Raw genomic sequence first — 14,498 nt, forward strand, 5'->3', positions numbered from 1 at the left:
GGGTCAGCCGAAGCGGATCAGCTCCGCCCCCTCCATCACTGGCGTCTCGCCCCGCAGCAGCGCCTCCAGCACGGCGCGGATGCGCGCGGCTGGTGGCGGGCAGCCGGGCAGATACACGTCCACCGGCACCACCGCCTGCACCGGCAGCACCTGCTCCAGCAGCTCCGGCACGATCCCGGGTGCCTGCGGCAGGCAGCCGCTGCTGTCTGACAGCTGCAGATAGGCCCGCTCCAGCACGGTGTCAGCGCCGGGATGGGAATTGCGCAGGCCGGGCACGTTGCTGGTGATGGCGCAGTCGCCGAACGCCACCAGCACGCGCGTGTGCTGCCGCACCTGCCGGATCAGCGCCAGGTTGTCGCTGGTGCCCACACCCCCCTCCACCAGGGCCACATCCACGTGCTCCGGGTAGGTCTTCACGTCGGAGGCGATCGGTGAGAACACCACCTCCACCAGCGCGGCCAGCTCGATCAGCCATTCGTCCAGATCGAGAAACGACATGTGGCAGCCCGAGCAGCCCGTCAACCACACGGTGGCGAGACGCAGTTTCATGGCGCCGTCCCCGCACGATGGGCCCGCAGGATCACGGCCAGCCGCCAGGCCTCCTCGTGTTTCTCCTCGGCGCCGTCGCCCTTGTGGAACAGGGCGCCGGTGGGGCAGGCCATCACGCATTTGCCGCAGTCGGTGCAGGCGTCCACCGCGCCCCAGGGCTGATTCAGCCCGGCGACGATCCGGCAGTGCTCACCCCGCCAGCCCACGTCCCACACATGGGCCCCCTCCACCTCATCGCACACACGCACGCAGCGGGTGCAGAGGATGCAGCGGTTGTGGTCGAGCCCGAAGCGGTGGTGGGAGAGGTCCACCGAGCGCTGGGGGTGGCGGTAGGGCAGACGCGTGTGGTCCATGCCCACCGCCACGGCCAGGTCCTGCAGTTCGCAGTGGCCGTTGGCCACGCACACGGCACACACGTGGTTGCCCTCGGTGAACAGCAGCTCGATCAAGGTGCGCCGGTGATCGCGCAGGCGTGGCGTGGCGCTGTGCACCACCTGCCCTTCCGCCACGGCGGTGACGCAGGCGGGCTGCAGCCTGTCGCTGCCGGCGATCTCCACCAGGCAGAGGCGGCAGGCCGCCACCGGGCTCAGGCCCTCCAGGTGGCAGAGGGTGGGGATGGTGATCCCCGCCTGCTGCGCCGCCTGCAGCACGGTGGTGCCGGCGGCGGCGGCCACCGCCTGGCCGTCGATCGTGAGCGTGCAGACGCTCATGGGGCCCCTCCTGTGGCGGTGGGCGCCGCTGTCGGATCGGGCCGCAGGCGCGCCTCGTAGTCGCTGCGAAAGAAGCGCAGCGTGCTGAGCACCGGCTTGGGGGCGCTCTGGCCCAGCCCGCACAGGCTGGTGTCCCGCACCATGTGGCACAGCGCTTCCAGCTGGCTCAGGTCGGCGGCTGTGGCCTCGCCGGCCAGGTGCTTCTGCAGCAGCCCATGCAGCTGCACGGTGCCGGCGCGGCAGGGCACGCACTTGCCGCAGGATTCCTCGCGGCAGAAGGCCATGAAGAAGGCCGCCAGGGCCACCATGTCGGTGGCGTGATCGAGCACCACCATGCCGCCGGAGCCCATGATCGTGCCCAGTGCCTGCAGGCTCTCGTAATCCACCGGGGTGTCGAGATGGGCGGCGGGCACACAGCCGCCTGAGGGGCCGCCGGTCTGCACCGCCTTGATGCCTGCCCCGTCCGGGGTGCCCTCGCCCATCTCCACCACGATCGTGGCCAGGCTGGTGCCCATCGGTACCTCCACCAGCCCGCCGCGGCGCACGTTGCCGGTGAGGCTGAACACCTTGGTGCCCGAGCTGCCGGTCGTGCCGATGGCGGCGAACCAGTCGGCGCCTTCCCGCAGGATCGGCACCACGTTGGCGAAGGTCTCCACGTTGTTGATCAGCGTCGGCAGGCCGCCCACCCCCCGTTCAGCGGGGTAGGGGGGGCGGGGGCGGGGCGTGCCGCGTCCACCTTCGATCGAGCGGATCAGTGCCGTTTCCTCGCCGCACACATAGGCCCCGGCGCCCACCCGCAGCTCCACCGTGAAGCTGAAGCGGGTGCCAAAGAGCTGCTGGCCGAGCCGTTGCCACTGGTGGGCCTGCTCGATCGCCTGGCGCAGACGGGCAATCGCCAGCTGGTACTCGGCACGTACGTAGATGAACCCCTGATCTGCTCCCACCGCATGGGCCGCGATCGCCATTCCTTCCAGCACGCGGTGGGGGTCGCCTTCCAGCACGCTGCGGTCCATGAAGGCGCCGGGGTCGCCTTCATCGGCATTGCACACCACCACCTTGTGCTCGCCCGGCATGGCGGCCACCGTGGCCCACTTCAGCCCGGTGGGGTAGCCGGCGCCGCCGCGCCCGCGCAGGCCGCTGCGGCGCAGCGTGTCCACCACCTCGGCGGGGCTGAGGGTCTGCACCACGCGGCGCAGCTGGGTGTAGGCGCCGCAGGCGATCGCCGCCTCGATCCGCTCCGGGTCGATCCGGCCGCACTGCTCCAGCACGATGCGCCGCTGCCGCGCAAAGAAGGGGGCGCCCGTGTCGAGCCGTGCGCCGCGGGCCGGCTGCCACTGGAGCGGTCCGTCCTGTTCGGGTGCCGCCACCTGCGAGCGCCGGGCCAGGGCGACGATCAGCCCGTCGGCCTCAGCCGCCTCGACGCCGCTGAACAGGGCGCCCTCAGGGTCCACCGCCAGCAGCGGGCCTTGGCTGCACGGGCCCAGGCAGCCCACAGGGGTGATCACGAGCCGCTGCTCCAGGCCATGGCGGGCCACGGCCGCTTCCAGCGCCTCGCGCAAGGGGCCCGCCCCGCTCACCAGACAGCCGGCAGCGCTGCAGCAGCGCACCTGCTGCAGCGCTTCACCGCCGGGGCTGATGGCGCTCATGGCGTCAGCGCTTGCAGGGCCGTTAGGGCGCGGGCCGGGCTCTGGTGCGGCAACGCCACGCCATCGATCACCAGCACCGGCGCGGCGCCGCAGGTGCCCAGGCAGCGCACGCCCTCCAGGCTCACCAGCCCGTCGCCGCTGCGTCCACCGAGGCGGAGCCGCAGGGCGCCCTCCAAGGCCGCCACCAGCTCAGACGCGCCATTCACTTCACAGGCCGTACCGGTGCACACCACGCAGCTGTGACGCGCCGGGGGCTGGAAGCGGAACAGGTGGTAGAAGCTTGCGGTGCCGAACACCTGGCTGTCCGGCAACGCCAGGCTGCGGGCCACATGGCGCAGCAGCGGCTCGCTGAGGTGGCCGTAGATCTCCTGCGCCCAGTTCAGCACCTCGATCAGGCCACCGGCGCTGTGGTGATGGCGACGCAGCAGCGGCTCCAGCGCGGCGAACGGCTGCGGGGGCTGGTCGACTTGCCCTGAACCGGGTTCGAGCCGGTTGCCCTCAGGCCCGGGTGCTGGGCTCATGGGACCACCGCTCCGCCGGCTTCAACGTAGGCAGCCCCGGCCCGGTGGCCCACGGCTGGGGGATTTCTTCGCGAACAGCGCGCAAGGGCGCCCACTAGCTTGAAGCCAGCGCTCACCTTTCCTTCTGAACTCCGGCCTGCACCGTTCCCTGTACCTGCTGGGACCGATCTTCATTGTTTCCTTTCACATCGGTTGCCTGCTGCTGCTGGTCACGGGCCTGAGCCTCGGAGCCCTGCTCTGGGCGGTGGGGCTGTATCTGGTGCGCATGCTGGCGATCACGTCGGTGTATCACCGCCTGCTGGTGCACCGCAGCTACCGCGCCCCGCGTGCCGTGCTCTGGATCGGCTGCGCTGTGGCGGCTTCTGCCGGCCAGATGGGCCCGAGCTGGTGGAAGGCCCACCACCTGCAGCATCACAGCCACGTGGACACCGCCGCCGACCCCCACACCCCGCTGATGCCGCTGCAGGGCTGGCGGGGGCTGTGGAACTCCCAGGCCGGCTGGTTGCTGCGCTCGAGCTTCTTCCCCGATGAGCTGCCGGCGGACGTGGAAGCGGATCCGGTGCTGCGCGGCCTCGATCGGCTCCATTTCCTGCCCCTGCTGGCCCTGGCCGGGCTGTCGTATCTGGTGGGCGGCTGGATGTATCTGGGCGCCTTCTTCCTCAGCACCATCGTGCTGTTCCACGGCGTGGCCACGGTGAACTCGGTGGCGCATGTGTGGGGCGATCAGCCCTTCCGCACCGACGACCACAGCCGCAACAACGCCCTGGTGGCACTGATCACGCTCGGTGAGGGCTGGCACAACCTGCACCACGCCTTCCCCTTCGCGGTGCGTCAGGGCTACACCGTGCGCGACGGCCAGCTGCAGCTGCGGCCCGACCCCACCTTCCGCTTCATCCGGCTGCTGCAACGCTTCGGCCTCGCCGACCAGCTGCGCCAGCCTTCCGACGACACCCTGCTGCAGCGCGCCCGCGGCGGCGCTCCGCTGGCCGTTGCGACTTAAGCGCGACACACTGCTCGCCGTTGCCCCCTGAGCTCAGGAGTCGGCGAACGGCGGACAAACGGGCCGTGCTGGATTCGAACCAGCGACCGTGCGATTAGAAGTCGCATGCTCTATCCAACTGAGCTAACGGCCCACCGGCACAGCCTAAGGTGGTCTGCTGTGAAACCTTCCCAATGGCGTCCACCCGGCTCAGCGACGCTCATCGGCAGGAGCTCGTCGCCCGCTATCAGCAGGGGGACACTGCCCAGGCGCTGGCCGCTGCCTTCGGCTGCAGCGCCGCCACCGCCACCCGGGTGGTGAAGGCCGCCATCGGCGCCGAGCGCTACGAGCAGATCAAGCTGGAGCGCGGCAAGGGGCCGGCAATGCGCAGGGCCGCCATTGCTCACCCGCTCGACGCCACCGCGATCCCCGCCGGGCCCCTGTTCGAGCAGGCCGAGGTCCAGGCTGAAGGGCCAGCCGCAGAGCCTGCCGCCAGCGGCGACGCCGCAGACCAGGCCGGCGCCACTGCCTGCGTTGCGGACGCCGGGGATGTCCTTCCCCAAGCCTCAGATACTGCGGAGCCCGGCAGTGAGCCCCTTGCTCCCTTCGGCTCCGGATTCGCCCCTGCCACCCTTGGCGATCCCGCCGGGCAGGATCCGGCCGCCGACGGCGATGACGATGACGATGCCCAGGTGCTGGCGATTGACGATGCGGATGATTTCGGCGATGACGCCGACGACAACGATGCCGACAGCGACAGCGAAGACGCTGACGATGAGCCCGACCTGTTCACGCCCGTGCCGATCGGCGAAACCCTGCTCGACCGCCCTGCCGCCACCTGCCTGCCGTTCGAGGCGGCGCCCCTGCCTGACAGCCTCTACATGCTGGTCGACAAAACCGTGGAGCTGCAGGACCGGCCCCTCAGCGATTTCCCCGAACTCGGCCTGCTGCCGGAGGAGGAATCCCGGCGCCGTGCCCTGGTGGTGTTCAGCAACCCACGCCAGGCCAAACGCCACTGTGGCCGCACCCAGCGGGTGATCCAGGTGCCTGACAGCCAGGTGATCCGCCGCACCGCCCCCTACCTGCTGCGCAAGGGCATCACCCGTGTGGTGCTCGAAGGGGCGCTTTACTCCCTGCCCGGATCCTGATCATCGCCCGGCATCAGCAGCGCCGTGGCGGCCCCGCCGCTGATCACCCCCACCACCAGCGCCAGGCCCACCAGAAAGCCGCTGGGTAGCGGGGCGCTGCGTCCAAAGCCGAGCCGCAGCTGGGGCCGGTCGTTGAGGTTCTGCCCGCCCAGGCACAGCACCACAAGCAGCAGCAGGCCGCCGGCCACACTGCCGGCCAGGAGTCGAAGGCGCACCAGCATGGCGGCGGCGGTGGTTGAAAGGGTCGCCCCCTGAGTGTGACGCGCCGGCAGCCTGAGGGTCAGCAGCGCTCAGGCGTGCGAGCTCCCTTCGTGGTCGCCACTGGCGCTGTCGCGCTCCTCGGCTTCCGGTCCGTCGCGGTGCAGCAGGGCGTAGAGGTCGCGGCGGCTGTGACCGGTGCGTTCTGCCAGGTTGCGGGCGGCTTCCCGCTTGCTGAGCCCATCCACCAGCAGGCTCTCCAGCTCGGCCCGCAGCGCAGCCTCGTTCCAGGCGGGTTGCGCCGCTGGGGGCGCGCCGCCCAGCACCAAGGTGCACTCCCCGAGCGGGGGCACCCGGCGGAAGTGCTCGAGGGCGGCGGCCACCGTGGGCCCCACCTGCTGCTCATGCCGCTTGGTGAGCTCCCGTGCCACCCGCAGGGGGCGATCGCCCAGCAGCTCCAGCAGATCCTCCAGCAGGGCGATCAGCCGGTGGGGCGCCTCGAACAGCACCAGGGTGCGCGGCTCGGCCGCCAGTTCCTGCAGCTGACGCCGGCGCTGGCTGGGCTTGGCGGCCAGAAATCCCTCGAAGCAGAAGCGGCCACTGGGCAGGCCGCTGCTCACCAGCGCGGTGGTGACGGCGCAGGGGCCAGGAATGCACACCACCTCCAGCCCCGCCTGCCGCGCGGCGGCCACCAGCGGTTCGCCGGGATCGGAAATGCCTGGCAGGCCGGCGTCGCTGATCACTGCCAGCCGCTCACCGCGCTGCAGCGCCTGCAGCAGTTCGGGCAGGCGGGTGGCCTGGTTGTGCTGGTGAAAGCTCAGCAGCGGCCGGCGAATGCCAAGCCGCGCCAGCAACTGACCGCTGTGGCGGGTGTCTTCACAGGCGATGCGATCGACCTGCTCCAGCACCAGCCGGGCCCGGGGGGAGAGATCAGCGAGGTTGCCGATCGGCGTGCCCACCAGATAGAGCACGCCCGCCGCAGGTTCGGCGCCAAGCGCGCCCCTTGAGGATGCCGCCATTGCCTCAGGAGCGCCGAGAGGAAGCGGTTCATCACCCGATGGTGCGGCCATGGCTGGCGGTGGGTTGGGGGCAGTGGGCTGCCAGGGGCAGCCGCGTTGACCTCAGACCGCCACCGGTTCCTGGGACACGCCCCGCAGGGTGAGGTTGATGCGGCCGCGGTTGTCGATCTCACGCACGCGCACGGTGACGGGATCACCCACCTTCACCACGTCTTCGACCTTCTCGACCCGGGCTTCCGAGAGCTGGGAGATGTGGATCATGCCTTCCTTGCCGGGAAGGATCTCCACGAAGGCGCCGATCGGGATGATGCGGGTGACGGTGCCACTGAACTGCTCCCCTTCGCTGATGCGACGGGTGAGACCTTCCACGATGCGCTGGGCCTCTTCGGCGGCGGCGCCGTCATGGCTGGCGATCGTGACGATGCCGCCGTCCTCGATGTCGATCTTGGTGTTGGTGCGCTCGGTGATGCCCTTGATGGTGCGGCCGCCAGGACCGATCACGGTGCCGATCAGTTCCGGATCGATGCGGAAGCTGAGCAGGCGGGGCGCATGGGGCGACATGGTGTCGCGGGGCTTCTCGATCGCCTCCAGCATCTTCTCGAGGATGTGCAGACGGGCGGGGCGAGCCTGGTTCACGGCCTCGGCCACGGTGGTCACCGCCAGGCCGGTGATCTTCATGTCCATCTGCAGGGCGGTGATGCCCTTCTCGGTGCCGGCCACCTTGAAGTCCATGTCGCCGAGGAAATCCTCGATGCCCTGGATATCGGTGAGGATCCGCACCTCATCGCCTTCCTTGATCAGGCCCATGGCGGCGCCGCTCACGGGAGCCTGCAGCGGCACGCCGGCATCCATCAGCGCCAGGGTGCTGCCGCACACCGAGCCCATCGAGGTGGAGCCGTTGGAGCTGAGGCACTCCGACACCACCCGCAGCACGTACGGGAATTTCTCTTTCGGGGGCAGCACGGGGGTGATGGCCCGTTCCGCCAGGGCGCCATGGCCGATCTCGCGGCGACCGGGGGAGCGCATCGGCCGGGTCTCGCCCACCGAGTAGGGGGGGAAGTTGTAGTGGTGCAGGTAGGTCTTCTCGCTCGACGGGTTGAGGTCGTCGAGCTCCTGGGCATCGCTGGGGGTGCCGAGGGTGGCGCAGGAGAGCACCTGGGTGAGCCCACGCTGGAACAGGCCCGAGCCATGCACCCGCTTGGGCAGCACACCCACAGCGGCGGTGATCGGGCGCACCTCGTCGAGGTTGCGGCCATCCACCCGCTTGCCTTCGCTGAGAATCTGGGCGCGCATCAGCTTCTTGGTGATGCCCTTGTAGGTGTTGCCCAGGGCCTTGCCGGCGGCGGCCACGCGGATCGGGTCGTCGTCGCTGAGGGCGCCGATCTTGACGGCCACCTCCGCCTTGATGGCATCGAGATGGGCATCACGCTCCGCCTTGGTGAGCGTGAACTGCTTGAGCACCTCACCGATGCCCTTGCCGCATTCCTGCTCGAGGAAGGCCGGCAGGGCGGGATCTTCCACCTTCGGCTCGGGGATCACCTGCTCGATGCCCAGGTCGCTCAGCAGGGTGAGCTGGGCCTTGATCAATTCACCCACCGCTTCGTAGCCGAAGTCGATGGCCTCGATCACATCCTGTTCGGGCAGCTGGTTGGCGCCCGCTTCCACCATCACCACACCGGCAGGGGTGCCGGCCACCACCAGATCGAGGTCGCTGCGTTCGATCTCGCGGAAGCTGGGGTTCAGCACGAAATCGTCGCCCAGCAGGCCCACGCGCACAGCCGCCATCGGGCCGTAGAAGGGCATGCGCGCCAGCAGGGTGGCGATCGAAGCGCCCGTGACTGCCAGCACATCGGGCGGCACCCGCTCATCCAGCGAGAGGGTGGTGGCCACCACCTGAATGTCGTCGCGCAGCCAGGAGGGGAACAGGGGCCGCAGCGGGCGGTCGATCAGGCGGGTGGTGAGGATGGCCCGCTCGGGGGGGCGTGCTTCCCGGCGAAAGAAGCTGCCGGGGATGCGCCCGGCGGCATACAGCCGTTCTTCGTAATCGCAGGTGAGGGGCAGGAAATCGATGCCTTCGCGGCCTTTGGCGCGGGTGGCCGTGACCAGCACGGACGTATCACCGCATTCAATCAACACCGATCCCCCAGCTTGGGGGGCATACAGCCCTGTGGTCAGCCGGATCTCCCGACCATCGAAGGAGACCGACTGAATTTTTCCTGGCACGTCGTCTTATGTCCGTTTTGTTGTCGAAAGGCAGTCTCGCATCCGGCCCTCCCTTAACCCCGTGGAGCGGGGGTGCAGGAGAGCCGGCGCAGGTTCAGCGGCTCACCAGCTGGACTTGGTGACACCCGGCAGCAGGCCCTTGTGGGCGCGCTCGCGCAGCTGGTTGCGGCACAGGCCGAAATCGCGGTAGTAGCCGCGGGGCTTGCCGGTGGCCCAGCAGCGGTTGCGCACCCGGTTGGGGGCGCTGTTGCGGGGCAGGCCCTGGATCTGGCGGTGAATCTCCAGCCGTTCCATGGGATCGGCGGCGGCTTCAAACGCGGCCTTCAGAGCGGCGCGCTTGACAGCGAAACGAGCCACGATTTTTTTGCGCTTCACGTCACGCGCGATCATCGACTTCTTCGCCATGCGGCTGCTTTGCTGTTGCGGATGAGGACCAACCCTACCCTGCGGCAGGAACGGTGCGTCTGCCGCCCGGTCCGTGGTCGGGATGGCTGGGGCAGAGATCAGCCATCGGGCAGCTGCCGCAGCCGGGGTTGCGGGCCCGGCACACGGCGCGGCCATGGAAGATCAGCCGGATTGAGAGGTTTTCCCACTCCGGTTGCGGAAACAGCTTCATCAAGTCGGGCTCGATCTTCACCGGTTCGCTCTGGCGGGTGAGGCCGAGCCGGTTGCTGAGGCGCCGCACATGGGTGTCCACCGTGACGCCGGCGTGAATGCCGAAGGCATGGGCCAGCACCACGTTGGCCGTCTTACGGGCCACGCCCGGCAGCTCCAGCAGCTCCGGCATCGAGGCCGGCACCTGGCCGCCGTGGCGTTCCAGCAGCAGCCGGGAGGCGGCCACGATGTTCTTGGCCTTGTTGCGGAAGAAGCCGGTGGATTTCACGTAGGGCTCCACCGCCTCGCTGTCCACGGCTGCAGCGGCGGCCGCGTCGGGGAAGCGCTCAAACAAGGCCGGCGTCACCTTGTTGACTCGCTCGTCGGTGCACTGGGCCGAGAGCATGGTGGCCACCAGCAGCTCCCAGGGGGTGCGCCAGTCGAGCGAGCAGGTGGCTTCCGGGTAAAGCGTGGCCAGGCGCTCCAGGATCAGTGGCGCCCGCTGGCGGGCGGTGGGGAAGCGGGGCACGTCAGCGGCCCAGCAGCTGCTGCACCGCGGAGAGCTGGCTGGTGTCCTTGACGATCAGCACCAGGCTGAGGCCTACCAGCAGCAGGAAGCCCGACTGCATGAAGGCCAGTTGCAGGCGCTGCGGCAGCGGCCGGCCGCGCAGGCCCTCCAGCAGCAGCAGCACGAACTGGCCGCCATCGAGCAGGGGCAGCGGCAGGGCGTTGAGCACGGCCAGGTTGATCGAGATCAGCGCCGTGAACAGAAAAAGGCTGCCGCCGCCGTCGCGGGCGAGGGAGGCGCCCATCTCCACGATCTTCACCGGCCCCGATACCTGGGGTGCCGTCTCACCGAAGTGGGTGACGAGGGAAACGAAGCCATCCACGGTGCGGCGGATCAGCTTGAGGCAGGTGCGGTTGGCATGGCCGATCACCTCCAGCGGGCTGCGGGCAGGCCGGAAGGCCTCGCTGCCGCTGGGTTGCAGTTGGGCGCCGATGCGCCCGATGCCGTTCTGGGCATCGGGCGTGAGCGTGAGCGTCACGGTGCTGCCGGCGCGTTCAGCCACCAGCTGCAGCGAGCGCTGTGGAGCGGCCTTGATGTCGGCCACCAGGCCCTCCACGGCGCTCTGGCCGCCGCCCAGGGAGGTGCCCGCCAGGCTGAGGATGCGGTCGCCGGGGCGCAGGCCGGAGGCCGCCGCCGGCAGGCCGGGTTGCACCGCCGCCACCACCACACCGGGGGTGGCGCTGAAGCCGGCGGGGATGCCGACCACGGCCCCCTGGGCCACCAGCACGGCCCAGGCCACCAGCAGGTTGGCCAGCACGCCGGCGGCGATCACCAGGGCCCGCTGCGGCAGCGGGCGGTTGCGCAGCAGATCCGGATCGTCGGCCGGGATGTCACTGTCTTCGTCGTCGTCGGGAAAGGCCACGTAGCCGCCCAGGGGGATGGCCCGCAGGGCGAACTGCACGCCACGGCGTCGCCGCTCCACCAGCACCGGGCCGAAGCCGATCGAGAAGCCGCTGACCCTGATCCCTTGCCAGGTGGCTGCAAAGAAGTGCCCCGCTTCGTGGACGACGATCAGGCCGGCAAGGATGGCCAGGGCCGCGAGGACACCCATTCCGTTGGCTTCAGGCAATTTGTCCATTGTGCGGGGTGCGCCGGGCTGCGTGCGTGCCGGAAACCCCTCCCCCGGCTCCCCCCACACCCTCTTGATCCCCTACGCCTGCCCACCAGTTCCAAGGCGGCTGTCGGGCTTGTGGACCAGGGAACAGACTGTGTTGCGGGCGATCTTATGAAATGGTGAGAGATCCCCCAGAGCTTTGCTAGAGTTTTTCGATTGAGTCGGTCGTTACGGGATGCCAGGTAGGAATTCGCGCTGCGGCGTGCGTACTGTCATCCCCCCCCATGCTCGGGTTCTCAAGGCCCGCTTGCTGTTTCATCTCCTCAGTGGCTCCGCCCGGGCGGAGAGGCAAACGGGCTCCGTCATGGTGGCGGGGATGCTTGTGATCCTGGCGCTTATGGTGGGTTCGCTGGGTCTTGTGGCGGTGGTCACCGGCTCCAATCTGGCGTCATTGGGGAGTGGTGAAAGCCGAGATGCCCAGCAGGTGGCGGAGGCAGGCGCCGATCAGATCATTGCCACCTTCAACCAACCGGAAAACCGTCAGTTGCTGGTGGCGGGGAGCACGCCTCCGAACCAATGGACCACAACCAACGCGGCCCTTCAAAGCCCCTGCATCTCCACCAGCAATGCGCGCCCCGGTGGCACCGGCTTTCCCTCTGCCCGAGCGGTTGGATTGGCCAATGGCCAGTTCCGCAACCTTGAAGACCTTGCCCAGGTGAATCAGGGCAATCGCCGCTTTGCCCTTCAGTCGGTTCGTTACTCCGCTGGTAACGCTGGCAGCACCGACCGCCGCGGCGTTTTCCGCACATTCACCGCCAATGGAACGGCCTTGAGCCAAGGCGGAATCATTCCTGCGGGAACCACCTTCAACTCTTTGTTGAATCTGGATGATCCCGATGGGGGCGGCGCACTGCGGCCGGGAACGAACACGGGTTTCATTGCGGTGACAGTGGAAGGCCGTTTGTACCGTCCAGATGGCACTTTTTCCACCTCTACCATCACAAAAGAGTTTGAGGTGGTGCCGAAGTGCTGCGGGGGGTCGTTCGGGAGCAATGCCTCCGGCGGATCCACATCAGGCACGGCTACGCCAGGCGACCTTGGTGCGGATAGCCGCTTCTGTGGCATTGATTTCGGCATGATTACTGGAATCAACAATGGCAGGATCTACTCCTATGCCGCTAACGATCGCTACACCAGGAGAAATCTGCAAGGACAAGTGGTTGATATCAGGTCAATTTTGGGGGTAATCAATGATCAGAGCTATGTTTGGGACCGCACTACTAATCGAGTCGTTGGCGGTATACAAGTGGGGTGCCGCACAATCCCCAGCGCTTGTAATACCGATACAGAATTGGAACCCCAGACTGCAAACAGCCTAAGGGGGCAATATCTTTCACTTGGCACCCCGCAAGCATGCTTGGGAGGAAACGGCGACGCTGCTTCGATTGCGGGCAGAGCTGCCTCATGCGTTCCGATCGTCCCGCTCTTCCTTTCCACAGGGCTCCCTAGTATTGCAAGTAGATACACTTATAATTGGACATCAGGGCAAAATACGGACACGGTCAGTAAGCAGACTGTTTCTTCAGGGAATGAACAAGGTTATCCAATCATCCGTGCTTCATCGGGAGAGAATGTTAATGTTTGGCTTCGCGCAAATGGGGCTACGGGAGTTAACCAAGTTACGACTGGGCCATTTCTGGAGTACTGCAACACACGCTATCTGCCTGGCAATGTCTGCGGATCAGTGTTCAATGGATCGCAGATCCATACATGGGCAGTGGTATCTGAGCCCGGCCCTGTAACCGGGGGAATTGGCGATGATTTCTCGCAATATGCAAATTTCTCCCAATTCACCACGAGGGGTGGCTTTAGGCCAAATAGCACTCCTCGATGGCCGTCACTCTGGACGACATCAGGAAGTTCCGGTACCATAGAACGTATATCCACTGGACCAGCCACTGGACGGATAAGATTTTTCCACCCCGGCAACGGCAATGCCAACTGGGGCAATGGGCTTGAAAATGCTCCGGCCGTCGCAAGGGCTGTCAATCTTCATGCACTGAAAAATCCAGTCTTGGAGTTTCAGTTCACCAGAAATCTCCGAAACGGTGCTACCGCAGGCAATAGCCCTGCCCTGGCTCTTGATTATAGTTTCGCTGCTGGCGTTACCACCGACGCAGCAGTTGGAACCAATGGTGGTGATTGGACTCGGCTATCAACAATTTCAGCCAATGGAGTTGTAACTGCTCTTTCCGGCGGTGCGACTGGTCTCAATTGCGAGCCAAATACACCGACAACAGGGGTCTATAGATGTCGCATCGGCTTCCCTCCCGGTGCGTATGGCTCTTCCAATAGGTTTAATCATTACGTTAAATTCAGGCTAAAGGCTAATAGTAACTTCAGCAACAATACAAATGCCAATGCGATTCAGGACGTTACCTTGAACAACGTCTCGATCCTCTCTGGTCAAGCAACCCCACCTACTAATCCATCAACGGCTGCTGCTAGCGCTCCCGAATACCTGAATACGTGCGAGTACAGCGGAACCTTTCCGGCTACGGCCTCGTTTACTGGCGGGTTCCATTGCTTGGGCCCCACCGTTGATATGCGTGGGCTCGGCAACAATCTCTGGATTGACACTACCGATCATTCCGTCACCTTTTACTACAACCGCTCAACGGACTCACGGGGTATAAGTATTAACAGTCCATTGATCAATCTGACTCAAGGTGGGTTGATGGCCAACGTGTCTTGCCCAAGAGGTGCGAATCCCCTGGGCACGGTGCCAGCGGAAAACTGCAAGACCCTAGTATCAGAAAACATCTTTAATCCTGTAGGCGAATACGATCGTTTCAATATCTTCGGAAGGGATACTACTCCTGCGAATACATGCTTTGATTCCGGTCTAAGCAACCAGCCTTGCAATCAGTTCATTGCGATTGGCGCTGACGCATCCGCTACGGCCGCCAATCGTTCCCGTATTGCGGGTGCATGGTTCTACTTGCCTTGGGGCTATGTTTCCATCTGCGCCAATGGTTGCGGGGACATTCCAAATGCCGGTTTCGATATTAGCCAGAATGACAGTTGGAACTTTGGTGGGCGCATTTGGGTTAGAACCATTCATAACGGTGGCCAAACCCATTTCAGAGTTCCACCTTCGACATCATCAACCCTGACCCAATTGGTTGGAGCGGCGAACTCGGCTGAAGTTTCTTACATCGGCTGGGAAGGAGTCGACTGGGTGGCGCGTTCCTCAACGGCTGCACGCAAAGGATCCCTGGATTGAGCT

At 66.4% G+C, this 14,498-nt stretch carries 13 protein-coding genes and 1 tRNA gene; 3 read left to right on the top strand and 11 right to left on the bottom strand.

Annotated elements, in window-relative coordinates; genetic code table 11:
* Window positions 1-3: 3 nt before the first annotated feature.
* From CJZ80_RS00510 to CJZ80_RS00525, 4 genes are read right to left on the bottom strand one after another with little or no spacing between them, the layout of a single operon-like run.
* Window positions 4-549 carry an oxidoreductase gene (locus CJZ80_RS00510; RefSeq protein ID WP_094510129.1) on the bottom strand — a complete coding sequence of 182 codons (546 nt, stop codon included), beginning with the start codon at window positions 547-549 and terminating at the stop codon, window positions 4-6.
* Entirely contained in the window at window positions 546-1,259 is a 714-nt protein-coding gene (gene hoxU, locus CJZ80_RS00515) for a bidirectional hydrogenase complex protein HoxU (protein ID WP_094510131.1), read from the bottom strand. The genes CJZ80_RS00510 and hoxU overlap by 4 nt, the downstream gene beginning before the upstream one ends.
* A complete protein-coding gene (locus CJZ80_RS00520) occupies window positions 1,256-2,905 on the bottom strand; it encodes a NuoF family protein (protein ID WP_094510135.1) in 1,650 nt (549 codons plus the stop codon). The genes hoxU and CJZ80_RS00520 overlap by 4 nt, the downstream gene beginning before the upstream one ends.
* The gene (locus CJZ80_RS00525; RefSeq protein WP_094510137.1) at window positions 2,902-3,426 is read right to left on the bottom strand and encodes an NAD(P)H-dependent oxidoreductase subunit E; all 525 of its coding nucleotides are present in this window, start codon (window positions 3,424-3,426) and stop codon (window positions 2,902-2,904) included. The genes CJZ80_RS00520 and CJZ80_RS00525 overlap by 4 nt, the downstream gene beginning before the upstream one ends.
* 244 nt (window positions 3,427-3,670) lie before the next feature.
* On the opposite strand from CJZ80_RS00525, the gene CJZ80_RS00530 reads away from it, so the two are divergent.
* Window positions 3,671-4,426: an acyl-CoA desaturase gene (locus CJZ80_RS00530; RefSeq protein WP_233132676.1), complete on the top strand. Its 756-nt coding sequence runs from the start codon at window positions 3,671-3,673 to the stop codon at window positions 4,424-4,426.
* 59 nt (window positions 4,427-4,485) lie between these two features.
* On the opposite strand, the gene CJZ80_RS00535 is transcribed toward CJZ80_RS00530, so the two are convergent.
* Window positions 4,486-4,559: transfer RNA gene (locus tag CJZ80_RS00535), tRNA-Arg, on the bottom strand.
* A 40-nt stretch (window positions 4,560-4,599) separates the two neighbouring features.
* Between CJZ80_RS00535 and CJZ80_RS00540 the strand changes: the two genes are divergently transcribed.
* Window positions 4,600-5,553 carry a hypothetical protein gene (locus tag CJZ80_RS00540; RefSeq protein WP_094510142.1) on the top strand — a complete coding sequence of 318 codons (954 nt, stop codon included), beginning with the start codon at window positions 4,600-4,602 and terminating at the stop codon, window positions 5,551-5,553.
* On the opposite strand, the gene CJZ80_RS00545 is transcribed toward CJZ80_RS00540, so the two are convergent.
* The 6 genes from CJZ80_RS00545 to rseP all read right to left on the bottom strand — a co-directional run bounded on the left by CJZ80_RS00545 (window position 5,532) and on the right by rseP (window position 11,206).
* Window positions 5,532-5,774, bottom strand: a complete 243-nt coding sequence (locus CJZ80_RS00545) for a hypothetical protein (protein WP_094510144.1) — start codon at window positions 5,772-5,774, stop codon at window positions 5,532-5,534. The two genes, CJZ80_RS00540 and CJZ80_RS00545, sit on opposite strands and share 22 nt — an antisense overlap.
* 69 nt (window positions 5,775-5,843) lie before the next feature.
* Entirely contained in the window at window positions 5,844-6,770 is a 927-nt protein-coding gene (rsmI, locus tag CJZ80_RS00550) for a 16S rRNA (cytidine(1402)-2'-O)-methyltransferase (protein ID WP_094510147.1), read from the bottom strand.
* A gap of 102 nt (window positions 6,771-6,872) precedes the next feature.
* On the bottom strand, window positions 6,873-8,993 hold the full coding sequence (locus CJZ80_RS00555) for a polyribonucleotide nucleotidyltransferase (protein ID WP_094510149.1): 2,121 nt from the start codon (window positions 8,991-8,993) through the stop codon (window positions 6,873-6,875).
* 102 nt (window positions 8,994-9,095) lie between these two features.
* Window positions 9,096-9,398 (bottom strand): 30S ribosomal protein S14, encoded by a 303-nt coding sequence (gene rpsN / locus CJZ80_RS00560; protein WP_094510152.1) that lies wholly within the window; start codon window positions 9,396-9,398, stop codon window positions 9,096-9,098.
* Between the two features lie 34 nt (window positions 9,399-9,432).
* On the bottom strand, window positions 9,433-10,116 hold the full coding sequence (gene nth, locus CJZ80_RS00565) for an endonuclease III (protein WP_094510153.1): 684 nt from the start codon (window positions 10,114-10,116) through the stop codon (window positions 9,433-9,435).
* Window position 10,117: 1 nt separating this feature from the next.
* A complete protein-coding gene (rseP, locus tag CJZ80_RS00570) occupies window positions 10,118-11,206 on the bottom strand; it encodes an RIP metalloprotease RseP (RefSeq protein ID WP_094510154.1) in 1,089 nt (362 codons plus the stop codon).
* A gap of 427 nt (window positions 11,207-11,633) precedes the next feature.
* On the opposite strand from rseP, the gene CJZ80_RS14805 reads away from it, so the two are divergent.
* The gene (locus tag CJZ80_RS14805) at window positions 11,634-14,495 is read left to right on the top strand and encodes a hypothetical protein (RefSeq protein WP_144036860.1); all 2,862 of its coding nucleotides are present in this window, start codon (window positions 11,634-11,636) and stop codon (window positions 14,493-14,495) included.
* The last annotated feature ends 3 nt before the right edge of the window (window positions 14,496-14,498 follow it).

This window comes from Synechococcus sp. MW101C3, assembly GCF_002252635.1.
Taxonomy (GTDB): domain Bacteria; phylum Cyanobacteriota; class Cyanobacteriia; order PCC-6307; family Cyanobiaceae; genus MW101C3.

What these genes read in the sequence shown, in the direction of transcription:
- CJZ80_RS00525 (WP_094510137.1), bottom strand. Translation starts at nt 3,426, where the DNA reads ATGAGCCCAGCACCCGGGCCTGAGGGCAACCGGCTCGAACCCGGTTCA.
- hoxU (WP_094510131.1), bottom strand. Translation starts at nt 1,259, where the DNA reads ATGAGCGTCTGCACGCTCACGATCGACGGCCAGGCGGTGGCCGCCGCC.
- rsmI (WP_094510147.1), bottom strand. Translation starts at nt 6,770, where the DNA reads ATGGCGGCATCCTCAAGGGGCGCGCTTGGCGCCGAACCTGCGGCGGGC.
- rseP (WP_094510154.1), bottom strand. Translation starts at nt 11,206, where the DNA reads ATGGGTGTCCTCGCGGCCCTGGCCATCCTTGCCGGCCTGATCGTCGTC.
- CJZ80_RS00540 (WP_094510142.1), top strand. Translation starts at nt 4,600, where the DNA reads ATGGCGTCCACCCGGCTCAGCGACGCTCATCGGCAGGAGCTCGTCGCC.
- CJZ80_RS00520 (WP_094510135.1), bottom strand. Translation starts at nt 2,905, where the DNA reads ATGAGCGCCATCAGCCCCGGCGGTGAAGCGCTGCAGCAGGTGCGCTGC.
- CJZ80_RS00510 (WP_094510129.1), bottom strand. Translation starts at nt 549, where the DNA reads ATGAAACTGCGTCTCGCCACCGTGTGGTTGACGGGCTGCTCGGGCTGC.
- CJZ80_RS00545 (WP_094510144.1), bottom strand. Translation starts at nt 5,774, where the DNA reads ATGCTGGTGCGCCTTCGACTCCTGGCCGGCAGTGTGGCCGGCGGCCTG.
- rpsN (WP_094510152.1), bottom strand. Translation starts at nt 9,398, where the DNA reads ATGGCGAAGAAGTCGATGATCGCGCGTGACGTGAAGCGCAAAAAAATC.